Raw genomic sequence first — 16700 nt, 5'->3', positions numbered from 1 at the left:
GCCTTACCCGGCCTACCTTCACTGCTGCGCCAATACGTTAAATACTTCCGCTATCGCGACCGCTCCCGGATCCATTACCCCATCCAGGTTCTCTTTATTGACATACGACGAGCGTCCCGCGCCGGCTTTCGCCATTTTCGCCGTTGCTTCGGCACCATGCTGTGCAGCCTTCGCCGCTGCCTCGATATCTCCCTTCAGCAACGCCTCCAGCGCCGGTTGCAGCGCGTCGATCAGCGTGCGATCGCCGAGATCTGCCCCGCCGTACTGCTTCATCTGCGCCAGTCCGCTGAGCAAGGCCTCAGGGAGCGTCTGACCATCGTGAAGCTTTTGCCCGGCCGCGGTGAAGAAGATCGACATCAGCACCCCGCTCGACCCGCCCATCACCGTCGCCAGCCGCTCGCCAACCAGCAGCAGCAGCTTAGACACATCATTAAGCGGGAGCGTGTTCTCCTCCAGGCGCTGCGCAATATCCCGCGCCCCTTGCGCAAAGGTGGAGCCGGTATCGCCATCCCCCACTTTGGCATCCAGCGCGTTCAGGCGGTTTTCCAGCTGGATCAGCGTTGTCGACACTGCTGAGACAAACGCACGCACCTGCGGATTGTCAGACGGGGTATATTCCACACGGTCATGAATGGCGCTATGCGCCACGGTACGCAGTGGCGCAAACGCCACGGGCTTCTGCCAGCCCAGCGTCTCGACATCAGCATGAATCGCCTTTTCGAAGAAATCATTGAGCTTCAGCAGCGTCAGAGAAAAGCCTTTCATATCCAGCGCGCTGACCAGCGGCGCAGGGCCAATCAGGTACGCGATGTTCTCTTTCAGCGCCGAGTGCGCCAGCTCTTTGGTCAGCAGCGCCATCTCCAGCGCCGATACGCCGCCAAGATTGTTAATCAATACCGCAAAGCGCCCTTCGCCCGCCTGCGTTTTGAGCGGCGTCACCAGCGTGTCGATAATGGCTTTGCTGTTTTGCGTATCCACCACGGAAGCCCCGGGCTCGCCGTGAATGCCCAGGCCCAGCTCGACATGGCCTTGTTTAATCCGCCCCTCTTCATCGTCGCTGCCCGGCAGGTTGCACGTTTGCATCGCCACGCCCAGGCTCCAGAGGTTATCGCAGGCCTGTTGCGCAATATCCCGCACCTCGCTCAGCGATTTCCCCTGCTCCGCCGCATAGCCCGCAATCTTGTGCACCAGCGCCGTACCGGCAATACCGCGCGGCTGCTTGTTATCCGGCAGCGCGATATCGTCCGCCACGATCACCATCTCCACCTTAAGACCGTAACGTTTAGCCTTTTCCGCCGCCAGACCAAAGTTCAGGCGATCGCCGGTGTAGTTTTTTACGATCAGCAGACAGCCCCGGTCGCCCGTGACCGCCACAATGGCATTCAGCACAGCATCCACGCTCGGCGAAGCAAAAAGATCGCCACACACTGCCGCCGTCAGCATCCCTTTGCCGACAAACCCGGCGTGCGCGGGTTCGTGGCCTGAGCCGCCGCCGGAGATCACCGCCACGCGGCTTTTGTCCCAGTCGCCGCGTGCGACGATCCTGATGGCCGGATCGATATCAAGCTTGACGAGATTGGCGTGTGGCGCAGAAAGCAGTATGCCTTCAATGGCATCGTTGACCAGCTGTTTACGATCGTTAAAGAAGAATCTGGACATAGTTTCCCACTATTTTGTGAACCGTATGCAAAAGCATAGTCCGCGCTGGATAATGCGCCGCAAAGTCAGGAATTTACTCAACCAAATTGCGGCCAGGTTGCCTATACTCCACCCAGGACTAAGAGAGGAAGCGCATCATGAGTACACCATTGTTAATTGCCAGGACGCTGGAAAAAGAGCTGTATTTACTGCCCGCGATGGCGAACCGCCACGGTCTGATCACCGGAGCGACCGGGACGGGGAAAACCGTCACCCTGCAAAAGCTGGCGGAGTCGCTTTCAGAGATTGGCGTACCGGTCTTTATGGCTGACGTGAAAGGCGATTTAACCGGTGTGGCTCAGGATGGGACGGCATCTGAAAAACTGCTCGAGCGGCTGAAAAATATTGGCATCACGGACTGGACCCCGCACGGTAACCCGGTGGTGGTGTGGGATATCTTTGGTGAGAAAGGCCACCCGGTGCGCGCCACCGTCTCCGATCTTGGCCCGCTGCTGCTGGCCCGTCTGCTTAACCTCAACGACGTGCAGTCCGGCGTGCTGAATATTATCTTCCGCATTGCCGACGATCAGGGACTGCTGCTGCTTGATTTCAAAGATCTACGCGCCATTACGCAATACATCGGCGATAACGCCAAATCCTTCCAGAACCAGTACGGCAATATCAGCAGCGCCTCGGTGGGCGCGATTCAGCGCGGTCTACTGACGCTTGAGCAGCAGGGGGCCGAACACTTCTTCGGCGAGCCGATGCTGGATATCAAGGACTGGATGCACACCGACAGCAGCGGCAAAGGCATTATTAACATCCTGAGCTCAGAGAAGCTCTACCAGATGCCGAAACTCTACGCCGCCAGCCTGCTGTGGATGCTCTCCGAGCTCTATGAACAATTACCGGAAGCGGGCGATCTGGAAAAACCGAAGCTGGTGTTCTTCTTTGACGAAGCGCATCTGCTGTTTAACGACGCGCCGCAGGTATTGCTGGATAAGATCGAACAGGTTATCCGCCTGATCCGCTCCAAAGGCGTCGGCGTCTGGTTTGTCTCGCAAAACCCGTCGGATATCCCCGACAACGTGCTCGGGCAGCTCGGCAACCGCGTGCAGCATGCCCTGCGCGCCTTTACGCCAAAAGATCAGAAAGCGGTGAAAGCCGCCGCGCAAACCATGCGCGCCAATCCTGCCTTTCATACCGAAGCGGCGATTCAGGCGCTAGGCACCGGTGAAGCGCTCATCTCGTTCCTGGATGCGAAGGGCAGCCCGTCTGTGGTAGAACGCGCCATGGTGATCGCGCCTTGCTCGCGTATGGGGCCGGTGACCGACGATGAGCGCAACGGCCTGATTAACCACTCTCCGGTTTACGGGAAATACGAAGACGAGGTGGATCGCGAGTCCGCGTTCGAGATGCTGCAAAAAGGGGTCCAGGCGACAACAGAATCGCAGGATGCGCCTGCCGCTAAAGGGCAATCTGTCGCCGTCGATGACGGCATTCTCGGTGGGCTCAAAGACATTCTGTTCGGCAGCACCGGGCCGCGCGGCGGCAAGCGCGATGGCGTGGTGCAGACCATGGCGAAAAGCGCAGCCCGACAGGTCACCAATCAAATCGTGCGCGGCATGCTGGGGAGTTTGCTAGGCGGCCGTCGCCGCTAGACGCGGAATCCAGGGGCGGCCCAGCGCCGAACCCTGTACGCCGTTCTCCCGCAGATAGCGGTCAATTTCCACCATCCCCGTCCAGCGGTTTTCACACCATAGCGGTGCCAGAAGCGTTGGACGGCGGGCGCTGGCCGAGATGCGGTGGTAGACAATATCCGGCGGCGTATGGCGAATCATCTCCCCCGCTGTCACCGTATAGTCTTCAAGCTCAATACCGCTTAACCGCCCAGCCTCCCAGGCTTTCGCCATAATGCTGCCCTTCACGATATGCAGCGGGTGCAGCTTAATGCCGTCCACGCCGGTTTCAACCACCTTTTCCAGCGTTTCAAGACCATGCTGTTGACCCTCGCCGGGTAACCCAACAATCAGATGCGAGCAGACCTTCAGCCCGCGCTCGCGGGCCAGGCGCGTGGTGCGCTGGTAGCAGGCGAAATCATGGCCACGGTTAATACGGTGCAGCGTTTTGTCGTGCGCGGTCTGCAAGCCCAGCTCCAGCCAGATCTCGTAGCCTTGTTCTTTGTACTCGCTGAGCAGGTCCAGCACCGCGTCCGGTACGCAGTCCGGGCGTGTGCCCACGCAAAGCCCAACGATATTGGCCTGGCTGACGGCCTGCTGATACATCGAACGCAATACCTGCACCTCCGCCCACGTGCTGGTGTAGGCCTGGAAATAGGCCAGATATTGCTTCGCGCGGTTCACCAGGCTGGCCTGGTGGGCAAGCTGCTCAGCGATAGAATGGTGCTGCTGCGCCTCATCGGCAAACGACGCGACGTTACAGAAGGTGCAGCCGCCGCGCCCGATGGTGCCATCGCGATTCGGGCAGCTAAACCCGCCGTGCAGCGTCAGCTTATGAACCTTTTGCCCGTACCGCTGCAAAAGATCCCCACCAAACATATTGACTAATTTCTGTAACTGCATAATCTGATAGACCGTCCCGGAGAAAGGGGACAAGCCTGCCACTTTTAGCCTCTGTCGGCGATGACCTGGATCAATCGCCCTGGACGGCCTTTATCTATATGAATAAATACTCACGATTACTGCAATTTCATTCACGCCTCCTGTGATTACTTTTCCTTATGTTCTGATTGTTTTTTTCATTTATAGCGCTACCACTGAAAAACAGTGGGTTTATGCGGGTTTGCATCCATTGCCAGATTATTGTTCTGCTATAAAACCGCTATTCAGCACGCTACATTGATAATACCGCTTTCATATAGTGAGTCAGATCACACTCCGCTGCTCGCTCTCAGGTCATTCAATCAATGTAAAAATAGTTAAATACACTTAAAATACAAAAACATAGACTCTCTTTAGCACATTTTTGTATAAATAAGATTGCCATTTGACCTGTGTACCAATTCCCGATAAGTTGGAAATCCGCTGGAAGCTTTCTGGATGAGCGGCCTGCTCATCATATTTATGCAGTAATTGAGATTCCCTCTGAAGCAAGTCCTCAAACTTGTTTACCTGCGCGAAAGGATGAAAAAGAGGGCGAATGCGAGGTCCGCGTATGAAACGCAAACCCCGTCGCCATGCTCTTTCTGTGCCTGTGCGCCACGGTAAAGTTCAGTGGGAAGCCCGACGAGCCTGGGGAGGTTCACTGATATGTTGTACGATAAATCCCTTGAGAAGGATAACTGTGGTTTCGGCCTGATCGCCCACATAGAAGGCGAACCTAGCCACAAGGTAGTGCGTACTGCTATTCACGCACTGGCCCGTATGCAGCACCGTGGTGCAATCCTTGCCGATGGTAAAACCGGCGACGGTTGCGGCCTGCTGCTGCAAAAACCGGATCGTTTCTTCCGCATCGTGGCGGAAGAGCGCGGCTGGCGTTTAGCCAAAAACTACGCTGTCGGCATGCTGTTCCTGAATCAGGATCCTGAAAAGGCTGCCGCCTCACGCCGCATCGTCGAAGAAGAACTTCAGCGTGAAACCCTGTCAATTGTCGGCTGGCGCGATGTGCCAACCAACGAAGGGGTGCTCGGTGAAATCGCCCTCTCCTCGCTGCCTCGTATTGAACAGATTTTCGTCAACGCGCCTGCGGGCTGGCGTCCACGTGATATGGAACGCCGTCTGTTTATCGCCCGCCGCCGCATTGAAAAACGTCTCCAGGACGATAAAGAGTTCTACGTCTGTAGCCTCTCTAACCTGGTGAACATCTATAAAGGTCTGTGTATGCCGGCTGACCTGCCGCGCTTCTACCTGGACCTGGCGGACCTGCGTCTGGAATCGGCCATTTGCCTGTTCCACCAGCGCTTCTCCACCAACACCGTACCACGCTGGCCGCTGGCTCAGCCGTTCCGCTACCTGGCGCACAACGGCGAGATCAACACCATCACCGGTAACCGCCAGTGGGCCCGCGCCCGTACCTATAAGTTCCAGACGCCACTGATCCCTGACCTGCACGATGCCGCGCCGTTCGTGAACGAAACCGGCTCGGACTCCAGCTCGATGGATAACATGCTGGAACTGCTGCTGGCGGGCGGGATGGATATCGTGCGCGCCATGCGTCTGCTCGTGCCGCCGGCCTGGCAGAACAACCCGGATATGGATCCTGAGCTGCGCGCGTTCTTCGACTTTAACTCCATGCACATGGAGCCGTGGGACGGCCCGGCGGGCATCGTTATGTCCGACGGACGTTTTGCCGCCTGTAACCTGGACCGTAACGGTCTGCGTCCGGCGCGCTACGTTATCACCAAAGACAAGCTCATCACCTGCGCCTCTGAAGTCGGCATCTGGGATTACCAGCCTGACGAAGTGGTCGAGAAAGGCCGCGTCGGTCCGGGCGAGCTGATGGTTATCGACACCCGCGGCGGGCGCATCCTGCACTCCGCCGAAACCGACAACGATCTGAAGAGCCGCCACCCGTACAAAGAGTGGATGGAAAAGAACGTGCGTCGCCTGGTGCCGTTCGAAGATCTTACGGACGAAGAAGTGGGCAGCCGGGAGCTGGACGACGATACTCTCGCGAGCTACCAGAAGCAGTTTAACTACAGCGCGGAAGAGCTGGACTCTGTCATCCGCGTGCTCGGTGAAAACGGCCAGGAAGCGGTCGGCTCGATGGGTGACGATACCCCGTTTGCCGTGCTATCCAGCCAGCCGCGCATCATTTACGACTACTTCCGCCAGCAGTTCGCGCAGGTGACCAACCCGCCAATCGATCCGCTGCGTGAAGCGCACGTGATGTCGTTGGCCACCAGCATCGGTCGTGAGATGAACGTCTTCTGCGAGGCCGAAGGCCAGGCGCATCGTCTGACCTTTAAATCGCCGATCCTGCTGTATTCAGATTTCAAACAGCTCACCACCATGAAAGAGGAGCACTACCGCGCCGACACGCTCGACATTACCTTCGACGTGAACGAAGCGAGCCTTGAAGAGACGGTGAATGCGCTGTGTGACAAAGCCGAACAGATGGTGCGTAACGGCACCGTGCTGCTGGTGTTGTCCGACCGTAATATCGCGAAAAACCGTCTGCCTGTACCTGCCCCGATGGCGGTCGGCGCTATCCAGACGCGTTTGGTCGATAAGAGCCTGCGCTGCGACGCGAACATCATTGTTGAAACCGCAAGCGCCCGCGACCCGCATCACTTTGCCGTGCTGTTGGGCTTCGGCGCGACGGCGATCTACCCGTACCTGGCCTACGAAACGCTGGCCCGTCTGGTGGATACCCGCGCGATCGACAAAGATTACCGCGCGGTGATGCTGAACTACCGTAACGGCATCAACAAAGGTCTGTACAAGATCATGTCCAAAATGGGCATCTCAACCATTGCCTCCTACCGCTGTTCTAAGCTGTTTGAAGCGGTCGGCCTGCATGACGAGGTTGCCAACCTCTGCTTCCAGGGCGTGGTCAGCCGCATCGGCGGCGCCGGTTTTGCGGACTTCCAGCAGGATCTGGTGAACCTGTCCAAGCGCGCCTGGCTGGCACGTAAGCCGCTGGATCAGGGCGGTCTGCTGAAATACGTTCACGGTGGCGAATACCACGCCTATAACCCGGACGTGGTGCGCACGCTGCAGCAGGCGGTTCAGAGCGGTGAATACAGCGATTATCAGCAGTACGCTGAGCTGGTGAATAACCGTCCGGCGGCGACGCTGCGCGACCTTATTGCCCTCAATCCGGGCGATGAAGCGGTCAGCATTGACGAAGTTGAGCCGGCATCGGAACTGTTCAAACGCTTCGATACCGCGGCGATGTCCATCGGCGCGCTGAGCCCGGAAGCTCACGAAGCGCTGGCGGAAGCCATGAACAGCATCGGCGGTAACTCTAACTCCGGCGAAGGCGGTGAAGATCCGGCCCGTTACGGCACGAATAAAGTGTCCCGTATCAAGCAGGTAGCATCCGGTCGCTTTGGCGTGACGCCTGCGTACCTGGTCAACGCCGACGTGATTCAGATTAAAGTTGCTCAGGGTGCTAAACCGGGCGAAGGCGGTCAGCTGCCGGGTGATAAAGTCACCCCGTACATCGCCAAACTGCGCTATTCCGTGCCGGGCGTGACGCTGATCTCCCCGCCGCCGCACCACGATATCTACTCTATCGAGGATCTGGCGCAGCTCATTTTCGACCTGAAACAGGTCAACCCGAAGGCGATGATCTCCGTGAAGCTGGTTTCCGAACCGGGCGTTGGCACCATCGCGACCGGCGTGGCGAAGGCCTATGCGGATCTCATCACCATTGCCGGTTATGACGGCGGTACCGGCGCAAGCCCGCTCTCCTCCGTGAAATATGCGGGTTGTCCGTGGGAGCTTGGCCTGGTGGAAACCCAGCAGGCGCTGGTGGCTAACGGTCTGCGTCATAAGATCCGTCTGCAGGTGGATGGCGGTCTGAAAACTGGCCTCGACATCATCAAGGCGGCGATCCTCGGTGCGGAAAGCTTCGGCTTCGGTACGGGTCCAATGGTCGCGTTGGGCTGTAAATACCTGCGTATTTGCCACCTGAACAACTGCGCAACCGGCGTTGCAACCCAGGACGAGAAGCTGCGTAAGAACCACTATCACGGCCTGCCGTTCAAAGTGACTAATTACTTTGAGTTCATCGCCCGCGAAACTCGCGAGCTGATGGCGCAGCTGGGCGTTAAACGTCTGGTGGACCTGATTGGCCGTACCGACCTGCTGAAAGAGCTGGAAGGCTTCACCGCCAAGCAGCAGAAGCTGGAGTTGAGCAAGCTGCTGGAAACCGCGCAGCCGCATCCTGGCAAAGCGGTCTACTGCACCGAGAACAACCCGCCGTTTGATAACGGCGTGCTGAACGCACAGCTGCTGCAGCAGGCGAAGCCGTACGTGGACGACAAGCAGAGCAAAACGTTCTGGTTTGATATCCGTAACACCGACCGTTCCGTGGGTGCATCGCTCTCCGGCTACATCGCGCAGACGCACGGTGACCAGGGGCTGGCGTCGGATCCGATTACCGCGCATTTCAGCGGTACCGCGGGTCAGAGCTTCGGCGTGTGGAACGCAGGTGGTGTTGAGCTGTACCTGACCGGCGATGCCAACGACTACGTCGGTAAAGGCATGGCGGGCGGTCTGCTGGCGGTGCGTCCTCCGGTCGGCTCAGCCTTCCGCAGCCATGAAGCCAGCATCATCGGTAACACCTGCCTGTACGGCGCGACCGGCGGTCGTCTGTTTGCAGCAGGCCGTGCGGGCGAGCGTTTTGCGGTGCGTAACTCCGGTGCCATCACCGTGGTGGAAGGCATTGGCGATAACGGTTGTGAATACATGACGGGCGGGATTGTTTGCGTTCTGGGTAAAACCGGCGTGAACTTCGGCGCAGGCATGACGGGCGGTTTTGCCTACGTCCTGGATGAAGACGGTGAGTTCCGCAAACGCGTGAACCCGGAGCTGGTGGAAGTGCTGGACGTTGATACGCTGGCCATTCACGAAGAACACCTGCGCGGTTTAATTACCGAACACGTGCAGCATACCGGTTCTTCGCGCGGCGAAGAGATCCTGGCGAACTGGCCGGCGTTCTCTGCGAAATTCGCGCTGGTTAAGCCGAAGTCCAGCGATGTTAAAGCCCTGTTGGGTCACCGTAGTCGTAGCGCAGCAGAGCTGCGCGTGCAGGCGCAGTAAGGAATTCAGATGAGCCAGAACGTATACCAGTTTATCGACCTGCAGCGTGTTGATCCCCCAAAGAAACCGCTGAAGATCCGCAAAATTGAATTTGTTGAAATCTACGAGCCGTTTTCAGAAGGCCAGGCCAAAGCACAGGCGGACCGCTGCCTGTCCTGCGGTAACCCTTACTGCGAATGGAAATGTCCGGTACACAACTACATCCCGAACTGGCTGAAGCTGGCCAATGAAGGGCGTATTTTTGAAGCCGCCGAGCTGTCTCACCAGACCAACACCCTGCCGGAAGTGTGCGGCCGCGTATGTCCTCAGGACCGTCTGTGCGAAGGCTCCTGTACGCTGAACGACGAGTTCGGTGCGGTGACCATCGGCAACATCGAGCGCTATATCAACGATAAAGCGTTCGAGATGGGCTGGCGTCCGGACATGACCGGCGTGAAGCAAACCGACAAGCGCGTGGCGATCATCGGCGCGGGCCCGGCGGGCCTGGCCTGTGCGGACGTGCTGACCCGCAACGGCGTGAAGGCGGTGGTCTTTGACCGTCATCCGGAAATCGGCGGTCTGCTGACCTTCGGTATCCCGGCCTTCAAGCTGGAAAAAGAGGTCATGACTCGTCGCCGGGAAATCTTCACCGGCATGGGCATTGAGTTCAAACTGAACGTGGAAGTGGGCCGCGATGTGCAGCTCGACGACCTGCTGAAGGATTACGACGCCGTATTCCTCGGCGTGGGCACCTATCAGTCCATGCGCGGCGGTCTGGAAAACGAAGACGCGCCAGGCGTGTATGACGCGCTGCCGTTCCTGATTGCCAACACCAAGCAGATCATGGGCTACGGCGAAACCGCCGATGAGCCGTTCGTCAGCATGGAAGGCAAACGCGTGGTGGTGCTGGGCGGCGGTGATACCGCGATGGACTGCGTGCGTACCTCCATTCGTCAGAATGCGGCACACGTGATCTGCGCCTATCGTCGTGACGAAGAGAACATGCCGGGCTCTAAGCGCGAAGTGAAAAACGCGCGTGAAGAGGGCGTGGAGTTCCAGTTCAACATCCAGCCTCTGGGTATTGAAGTGAACGCCAACGGTAAAGTGAGCGGCGTGAAGATGGCGCGTACCGAGATGGGCGCACCGGATGCGAAAGGCCGTCGTCGCGCCGAGATCGTTGCCGGTTCTGAACACGTGATCCCGGCCGATGCCGTGGTGATGGCGTTCGGTTTCCGCCCTCACAGCATGGAGTGGCTGGCGAAGCACAGCGTTGAGCTGGATTCGCAGGGCCGCGTAATCGCGCCAGAAGGCAGCGATAATGCGTTCCAGACCAGCAACCCGAAAATCTTCGCCGGTGGCGATATCGTTCGCGGTTCAGACCTGGTGGTGACGGCGATTGCCGAAGGCCGCAAGGCGGCTGACGGGATCCTGAACTACCTGGAAGTGTAAAAAAAAACAGGCCCGATAGGGCCTGTTTTTTTATTTCACGACGCGAAGAGCCGGACGACCACCGCGCGGAGGCGGATCGTCATCAGGGTCATTGTCATCGTGATGATCGGGTTTATCACCATCGATAAGTGACATCACCGTGTCGCTTTCGCGCTCATCGGATGCGTTGTCATCATTAAGGCTGGCAACCTCTTCATCATACGCCGCTTCCGGCTCGAACATAGTTCCCGCACCGTTTTCACGCGCGTAAATTGCCAGCACAGCGGCCAGCGGAACGGAAACCTGACGCGGCACGCCGCCGAAACGCGCGTTGAAGCGCACTTCATCGTTCGCCAGCTCCAGGTTACCCACCGCGCGCGGGGCGATGTTCAGTACGATCTGCCCGTCACGTGCGTATTCCATTGGAACCAGCACGCCCGGCAACGTCACATCCACAACCAGGTGCGGCGTGAGCTGGTTATCCAGCAGCCATTCATAGAAGGCGCGCAGCAGATAAGGACGGCGTGGGGTAAGTTGTGACATTTCCACAGTCATTAGCCTCGGCCGAGACGCATTTCACGTTCCGGTTCAGTTAAGGATGCCAGGAAAGAGTCGCGCTCAAAGACGCGAGTCATGTAGCCCTTCAGCTCTTTCGCGCCAGGACCGCTGAACTCTACGCCCAGGGTCGGCAGACGCCACAACAGCGGTGCCAGGTAGCAATCCACCAGGCTGAACTCATCGCTCAGGAAGAACGGTTTCTGACCAAACACCGGGGCGATTGCCAGCAGCTCTTCACGCAGTTGCTTACGCGCAGCGTCAGCTTCAGAAGCGGAACCGCTGGTAATCACGTTCATCAGCGAGTACCAGTCTTTTTCGATACGCTGCATGTACAGGCGGCTTTCACCACGCGCGACAGGGTAAACAGGCATCAGCGGCGGATGCGGGAAACGCTCATCCAGATATTCCATAATGATACGGGATTCCCACAGGGTCAGCTCGCGATCCACCAGCGTCGGTACGCTTTGGCTCGGGTTGAGATCGATCAGATCCTGAGGCGGGTTATCCTTTTCCACATGCTCGATCTCAAAACTGACACCCTTCTCGGCCAGCACGATACGAACCTGATGGCTATAAATGTCAGTAGGACCAGAAAACAGCGTCATTACCGAACGTTTGTTGGCAGCGACAGCCATGAAAACCTCCAGGTATATTCAGAATTTTTACTGCTACCAGCCCAACAGGGGCCAGCCAGATGTTGTATCGCCCATCCCAGAGAAAACACATTGTTCAAGAATCGAACAAAAATCGAGTAGTCACCGATATTTGGGCAGAAAATTGGATGATAGTTTACCAGATTTTGATGGCTTTGTGGTGAGGGGATTCTGGAAATGTGGAAAAAGAGAAGATATATGCATGGATATTGTGGATAACCTGCGCATTATCCATAAAAAAACCCGCCGAAGCGGGTTTTTCGCCAATCGTTCTGCGTAAGCAGAATGGATTAACGTTTGGAGAACTGTGGACGACGACGTGCTTTACGCAGACCCACTTTCTTACGTTCAACCTGACGCGCGTCACGAGTAACGAAGCCAGCTTTACGCAGTTCAGAACGCAGGGATTCGTCGTACTCCATCAGAGCACGGGTGATACCGTGACGGATCGCACCTGCCTGACCGGAGATACCACCACCTTTAACGGTGATGTACAGATCCAGTTTTTCTACCATGTCAACCAGTTCCAGCGGCTGGCGAACTACCATGCGGGCAGTTTCGCGACCGAAGTATTGTTCCAGAGAACGCTGGTTGATTACGATTTTACCACTGCCCGGTTTGATGAAAACGCGAGCTGCGGAACTTTTGCGGCGACCAGTGCCGTAGTATTGATTTTCAGCCATTGCCTATAATCCCGATTAGATGTCAAGAACTTGCGGTTGCTGTGCCGCGTGGTTGTGCTCGTTGCCTGCGTAAACTTTCAGTTTACGGAACATAGCACGACCCAGCGGGCCTTTTGGCAGCATGCCTTTAACCGCGATTTCAATCACACGCTCAGGACGGCGGGCAATCATCTCTTCAAAGGTCGCTTCTTTGATACCACCGATGTGGCCGGTGTGGTGGTAGTACATTTTGTCAGTACGCTTGTTGCCGGTTACAGCAACTTTATCAGCGTTCAGAACGATGATGTAATCACCGGTATCAACGTGCGGAGTGTATTCCGCTTTATGCTTACCGCGCAGGCGACGAGCCAGTTCAGTAGCCAGACGGCCCAGAGTTTTACCGGTCGCGTCAACAACATACCAGTCGCGCTGTACGGTTTCTGGTTTAGCTGTAAAAGTTTTCATTAAAAGCTTACCCAAATAATAAGTTACACGTTGGTGAACACCCAAACGTTTAGTCAGTTGAGGTTCACACGACAAAGTCCGGCAAACCTACCCCTTCGAATAGCACATGCCGACACATAGAAAGTTTCGGGAAAAAAACCTTCTCGTAACGTGGGGTCGCAAGATTATAGAGAAGTTGAGGTCAAAGATCGACCCTTAAATGTGATTTGGAATGGGTTTTTCGGGGCCACGGAAAATGCCGGGTGGCGGCTGCGCCTTACCCGGCCTACAAGGCTCCCTTCTCAGGGAGAGGGTGGTATTTATTACGGCATATGCTCCAGCTTCAGGTACTCCTCGCTCTGCATCTCCTGCAGGCGAGACAGGCAGCGCTGGAACTCAAACTTCAGCCGCTCTCCCTGGTAAATCTCATATAAAGGTACCTCGGCGCTGACCACCAGCTTGACGTGGCGCTCATAAAACTCGTCCACCAGCGCAATGAAGCGTCGTGCTTCGCTCTCCATCAGCCGCGTCATCACCGGCACATCCAGCACCATCACGGTGTGGAACAGACGTGAAAGCGCAATGTAGTCGTGCTGGCTGCGGGCATCCACGCAAAGCGTCGTAAAGGAGACCGCCAGCGTTTGGTTTTCGACGCCAAGGGTGAGGAGCGGGCGATGGTTAATCTCGAGCTCCGGGGCGTGCTCGCGTTTTGCTCCCGCCAGCGCCAGCCAAAGTTTATCCATCTCGCGGGTGGTATCGGCATTTAGCGGCGAAAGCCACAGGTGCGCCTGGGTCAGCGTGCGCAGACGATAATCGACACCGGCATCGACGTTCATAATGTCACAATGCTGTTTGATAGCGTCAATGGCGGGCAGGAAGCGTGCCCGCTGCAGGCCGTTGCGGTACAGATCGTCCGGCGGGATATTCGACGTGGCCACCAGCGTAATCCCGCGGGCAAATAACGCCTTCATCAGGCCGCCTAACAGCATGGCATCGGTGATGTCAGACACAAAAAACTCATCGAAGCAAAGTACGTCCGTTTCCGCCTTGAACCGGTCGGCCACAATCTCCAGCGGATCGCTTTTACCCTGCAGTGCGGTCAGCTCTTCATGCACCCGCAGCATAAAGCGGTGAAAGTGCAGACGCTGTTTACGCCCCCCCGGCAGGCCCTGGTAGAACATGTCCATCAGCCAGGTTTTTCCGCGACCGACCCCGCCCCACATGTATAAACCGCGCGCCGGCGCGTGAGCCTGTGGCGCTTTTTTACCGAGCAACCGCCCAAACGCCGCCTTTAGCCCGCCATTCTGTTCGGTTTCAGCGGGTTTTGCCGTGAGCTCCTGATAAATCATCTCCAGACGACTTACCGCCTCACGTTGAACGTCGTCAGGCTGATGAGTGCCCTCGTTAAGGGCCAGTTGATATCGCGATGCAGGGGACAGGTTTTGCATAATCTTATTGTTATTCCTTCAATTAACGCTCACCAGCAGACGTGACTGATGAAAAAAAGGCCGTTCTACACTACGCGATGATACGTCAGGATTCCACTTCTGCAGAAATAGCGGTTATAGTGGCATTATCAGGCACAGGCAGGAGCCGAGCCAACACCCTACGGAACAACAAGACAACGGGAGAAGTTCATGACCTGGGAATATGCGCTAATCGGTTTAGTCGTCGGCATCGTCATCGGTGCTGTGGCCATGCGTTTCGGTAATCGCAAATTGCGTCAGCAGCAGTCACTGCAGTACGAACTGGAAAAGAACAAAGCCGAGCTGGAAGAGTATCGTGAAGAGCTGGTCAGCCATTTTGCCCGCAGCGCCGAGCTGCTGGACAACATGGCGACCGACTATCGTCAGCTGTATCAACATATGGCAAAAAGCTCCAGCAGCCTGCTGCCGGAAATGACCGCTGAAACCAACCCATTCCGCAACCGTCTGGCTGACTCAGAGGCCGGTAACGATCAGGCGCCCGTTCAGATGCCTCGCGACTACTCCGATGGCGCGTCCGGCCTGCTGCGCGGCGGTGTAAAACGCGATTAATCGCACAACCTGAATTTATTTTACGGGCGCAGCGATTGCGCCCGTCCTTTCTTCATGACCCCAGCTATCATTTAGTTAAACACCTCATTGTTCAGCGGTTTAAAATTCAATAACATCAACGTGTTTTTGGGGCCGTTTTTCCTTTATTCCAGGTTACGAGAGTCAACATCGATGAAGAAAAAAAACCAGCTGTTGAGCGCTATCGCGTTAAGTGTCGGGTTATCTCTCTCGGCATCCGTCCCTGTATTCGCTGCTATCCCCTCCCAGGTGCCTGGCCAGGCGGCCATTCCAAGCCTCGCACCCATGCTGGAAAAAGTGTTGCCTGCGGTCGTCAGCGTTCAGGTTGAAGGCACGGCGGTACAAAGCCAACGCGTCCCTGAAGAACTGAAAAAATATTTTGGCGATGAGTCTCCCGACCAGCAGGCGCAGCCTTTTGAAGGCCTGGGCTCTGGCGTCATTATTGATGCAGCTAAAGGCTATATTCTGACTAACAACCATGTCATCAGCCAGGCCGATAAAATAAGCGTCCAGCTAAACGATGGCCGCGAATTTGATGCCAAACTGATTGGCGGCGATGACCAGAGCGACATCGCGCTGCTGCAGGTGCAAAACCCGAGCAATCTGACCCAGATTGCCATCGCGGATTCTGACAAACTGCGCGTCGGCGACTTTGCCGTCGCCGTGGGCAACCCCTTTGGCTTAGGGCAAACCGCCACCTCCGGGATCGTCTCCGCGCTGGGGCGTAGCGGCCTGAATCTGGAGGGGCTGGAAAACTTTATCCAGACCGATGCCTCAATCAACCGTGGAAACTCCGGAGGGGCATTGCTCAACCTTAACGGCGAGCTGATTGGGATTAACACGGCGATTCTGGCCCCGGGCGGCGGCAGCATCGGGATCGGTTTTGCTATCCCCAGCAATATGGCCAAAACCCTGGCGCAGCAGCTGATCCAGTTCGGTGAAATCAAACGCGGGCTGCTGGGCATTAAAGGTATGGAGATGAGCGCTGATATCGCAAAAGCGTTCAACATCAATGTACAGCGCGGGGCGTTTGTCAGTGAAGTGCTGCCAAACTCCGGCTCCGCAAAAGCGGGCGTGAAATCGGGGGATGTGATCGTCAGCCTGAACGACAAACCGCTGAACAGCTTTGCAGAACTGCGTTCGCGGATCGCCACAACCGAACCTGGCGCCAAAGTGAAGCTGGGCCTGATACGTGACGGTAAGCCGCTTGACGTTGAAGTGACGCTGGATAAGAGCACCTCTTCCTCGGCCAGCGCGGAGCTTATTGCCCCGGCGCTGCAAGGGGCTACGTTGAGCGACGGTCAGCTGAAAGACGGTACGAAAGGCATTAGCATCGACACCGTCGAGAAGAGCAGCCCTGCCGCGCAGGCCGGATTGCATCAGGATGACGTGATCATCGGTGTAAACCGCAATCGCGTGCAGTCTATTGCCGAACTGCGCAAAGTGCTGGAAAGCAAACCGGCGGTTATTGCCCTGCAGGTCATGCGTGGCAATGAGTCCATCTATATTCTGTTGCGCTAAGCATTTGCGATCCGGACATCACCGCTGCATGTG

General features: G+C 56.8%; 12 protein-coding genes. 5 read left to right on the top strand and 7 right to left on the bottom strand.

Annotated features, from left to right (window positions below; all coding sequences use genetic code 11):
- Window positions 1–18: 18 nt before the first annotated feature.
- A complete protein-coding gene (locus ACWYRJ_RS04550) occupies window positions 19–1659 on the bottom strand; it encodes a dihydroxyacetone kinase subunit DhaK (RefSeq protein ID WP_455507479.1) in 1641 nt (546 codons plus the stop codon).
- Between the two features lie 137 nt (window positions 1660–1796).
- Here ACWYRJ_RS04550 and ACWYRJ_RS04545 point away from each other — a divergent pair, with 137 nt between their 5' ends.
- Complete coding sequence (locus ACWYRJ_RS04545; protein ID WP_455507478.1) at window positions 1797–3299, top strand: helicase HerA-like C-terminal domain-containing protein; 1503 nt, start codon at window positions 1797–1799, stop codon at window positions 3297–3299.
- Here the strand turns inward: ACWYRJ_RS04545 and ACWYRJ_RS04540 are convergent.
- On the bottom strand, window positions 3279–4220 hold the full coding sequence (locus ACWYRJ_RS04540; RefSeq protein ID WP_149367680.1) for a TIGR01212 family radical SAM protein: 942 nt from the start codon (window positions 4218–4220) through the stop codon (window positions 3279–3281). The genes ACWYRJ_RS04545 and ACWYRJ_RS04540 overlap by 21 nt on opposite strands.
- Before the next feature lie 687 nt (window positions 4221–4907).
- On the opposite strand from ACWYRJ_RS04540, the gene gltB reads away from it, so the two are divergent.
- Window positions 4908–9368 (top strand): glutamate synthase large subunit, encoded by a 4461-nt coding sequence (gene gltB / locus ACWYRJ_RS04535; RefSeq protein WP_115876363.1) that lies wholly within the window; start codon window positions 4908–4910, stop codon window positions 9366–9368.
- Between the two features lie 9 nt (window positions 9369–9377).
- Window positions 9378–10796, top strand: a complete 1419-nt coding sequence (gene gltD, locus ACWYRJ_RS04530) for a glutamate synthase subunit GltD (protein WP_023309377.1) — start codon at window positions 9378–9380, stop codon at window positions 10794–10796.
- 30 nt (window positions 10797–10826) lie between these two features.
- On the opposite strand, the gene sspB is transcribed toward gltD, so the two are convergent.
- The 5 genes from sspB to zapE form a co-directional block, all read right to left on the bottom strand.
- Entirely contained in the window at window positions 10827–11324 is a 498-nt protein-coding gene (gene sspB, locus ACWYRJ_RS04525; protein ID WP_045355426.1) for a ClpXP protease specificity-enhancing factor, read from the bottom strand.
- A 5-nt stretch (window positions 11325–11329) separates the two neighbouring features.
- Window positions 11330–11968 (bottom strand): stringent starvation protein SspA, encoded by a 639-nt coding sequence (gene sspA, locus ACWYRJ_RS04520; RefSeq protein ID WP_014885418.1) that lies wholly within the window; start codon window positions 11966–11968, stop codon window positions 11330–11332.
- Window positions 11969–12276: 308 nt separating this feature from the next.
- Window positions 12277–12669: a 30S ribosomal protein S9 gene (rpsI, locus tag ACWYRJ_RS04515; RefSeq protein WP_003860436.1), complete on the bottom strand. Its 393-nt coding sequence runs from the start codon at window positions 12667–12669 to the stop codon at window positions 12277–12279.
- Between the two features lie 15 nt (window positions 12670–12684).
- Entirely contained in the window at window positions 12685–13113 is a 429-nt protein-coding gene (gene rplM / locus ACWYRJ_RS04510) for a 50S ribosomal protein L13 (RefSeq protein WP_003860434.1), read from the bottom strand.
- 302 nt (window positions 13114–13415) lie between these two features.
- Window positions 13416–14540 (bottom strand): cell division protein ZapE, encoded by a 1125-nt coding sequence (gene zapE, locus ACWYRJ_RS04505; RefSeq protein ID WP_455507477.1) that lies wholly within the window; start codon window positions 14538–14540, stop codon window positions 13416–13418.
- A gap of 189 nt (window positions 14541–14729) precedes the next feature.
- On the opposite strand from zapE, the gene zapG reads away from it, so the two are divergent.
- Entirely contained in the window at window positions 14730–15128 is a 399-nt protein-coding gene (gene zapG / locus ACWYRJ_RS04500) for a Z-ring associated protein ZapG (RefSeq protein ID WP_008502832.1), read from the top strand.
- 171 nt (window positions 15129–15299) lie between these two features.
- A complete protein-coding gene (gene degQ / locus ACWYRJ_RS04495; protein ID WP_023309385.1) occupies window positions 15300–16667 on the top strand; it encodes a serine endoprotease DegQ in 1368 nt (455 codons plus the stop codon).
- The last annotated feature ends 33 nt before the right edge of the window (window positions 16668–16700 follow it).

It is taken from the genome of Enterobacter sp. (assembly GCF_977039595.1).
The sequence above is the reverse complement of the archived record's forward strand: the minus strand, read 5'-3'. Positions and strand labels throughout refer to the sequence as shown.

What these genes read in the sequence shown, in the direction of transcription:
- zapG (WP_008502832.1), top strand. Translation starts at nt 14,730, where the DNA reads ATGACCTGGGAATATGCGCTAATCGGTTTAGTCGTCGGCATCGTCATC.
- gltD (WP_023309377.1), top strand. Translation starts at nt 9,378, where the DNA reads ATGAGCCAGAACGTATACCAGTTTATCGACCTGCAGCGTGTTGATCCC.
- sspA (WP_014885418.1), bottom strand. Translation starts at nt 11,968, where the DNA reads ATGGCTGTCGCTGCCAACAAACGTTCGGTAATGACGCTGTTTTCTGGT.
- rplM (WP_003860434.1), bottom strand. Translation starts at nt 13,113, where the DNA reads ATGAAAACTTTTACAGCTAAACCAGAAACCGTACAGCGCGACTGGTAT.
- ACWYRJ_RS04540 (WP_149367680.1), bottom strand. Translation starts at nt 4,220, where the DNA reads ATGCAGTTACAGAAATTAGTCAATATGTTTGGTGGGGATCTTTTGCAG.
- degQ (WP_023309385.1), top strand. Translation starts at nt 15,300, where the DNA reads ATGAAGAAAAAAAACCAGCTGTTGAGCGCTATCGCGTTAAGTGTCGGG.
- gltB (WP_115876363.1), top strand. Translation starts at nt 4,908, where the DNA reads ATGTTGTACGATAAATCCCTTGAGAAGGATAACTGTGGTTTCGGCCTG.
- ACWYRJ_RS04545 (WP_455507478.1), top strand. Translation starts at nt 1,797, where the DNA reads ATGAGTACACCATTGTTAATTGCCAGGACGCTGGAAAAAGAGCTGTAT.
- ACWYRJ_RS04550 (WP_455507479.1), bottom strand. Translation starts at nt 1,659, where the DNA reads ATGTCCAGATTCTTCTTTAACGATCGTAAACAGCTGGTCAACGATGCC.
- zapE (WP_455507477.1), bottom strand. Translation starts at nt 14,540, where the DNA reads ATGCAAAACCTGTCCCCTGCATCGCGATATCAACTGGCCCTTAACGAG.
- rpsI (WP_003860436.1), bottom strand. Translation starts at nt 12,669, where the DNA reads ATGGCTGAAAATCAATACTACGGCACTGGTCGCCGCAAAAGTTCCGCA.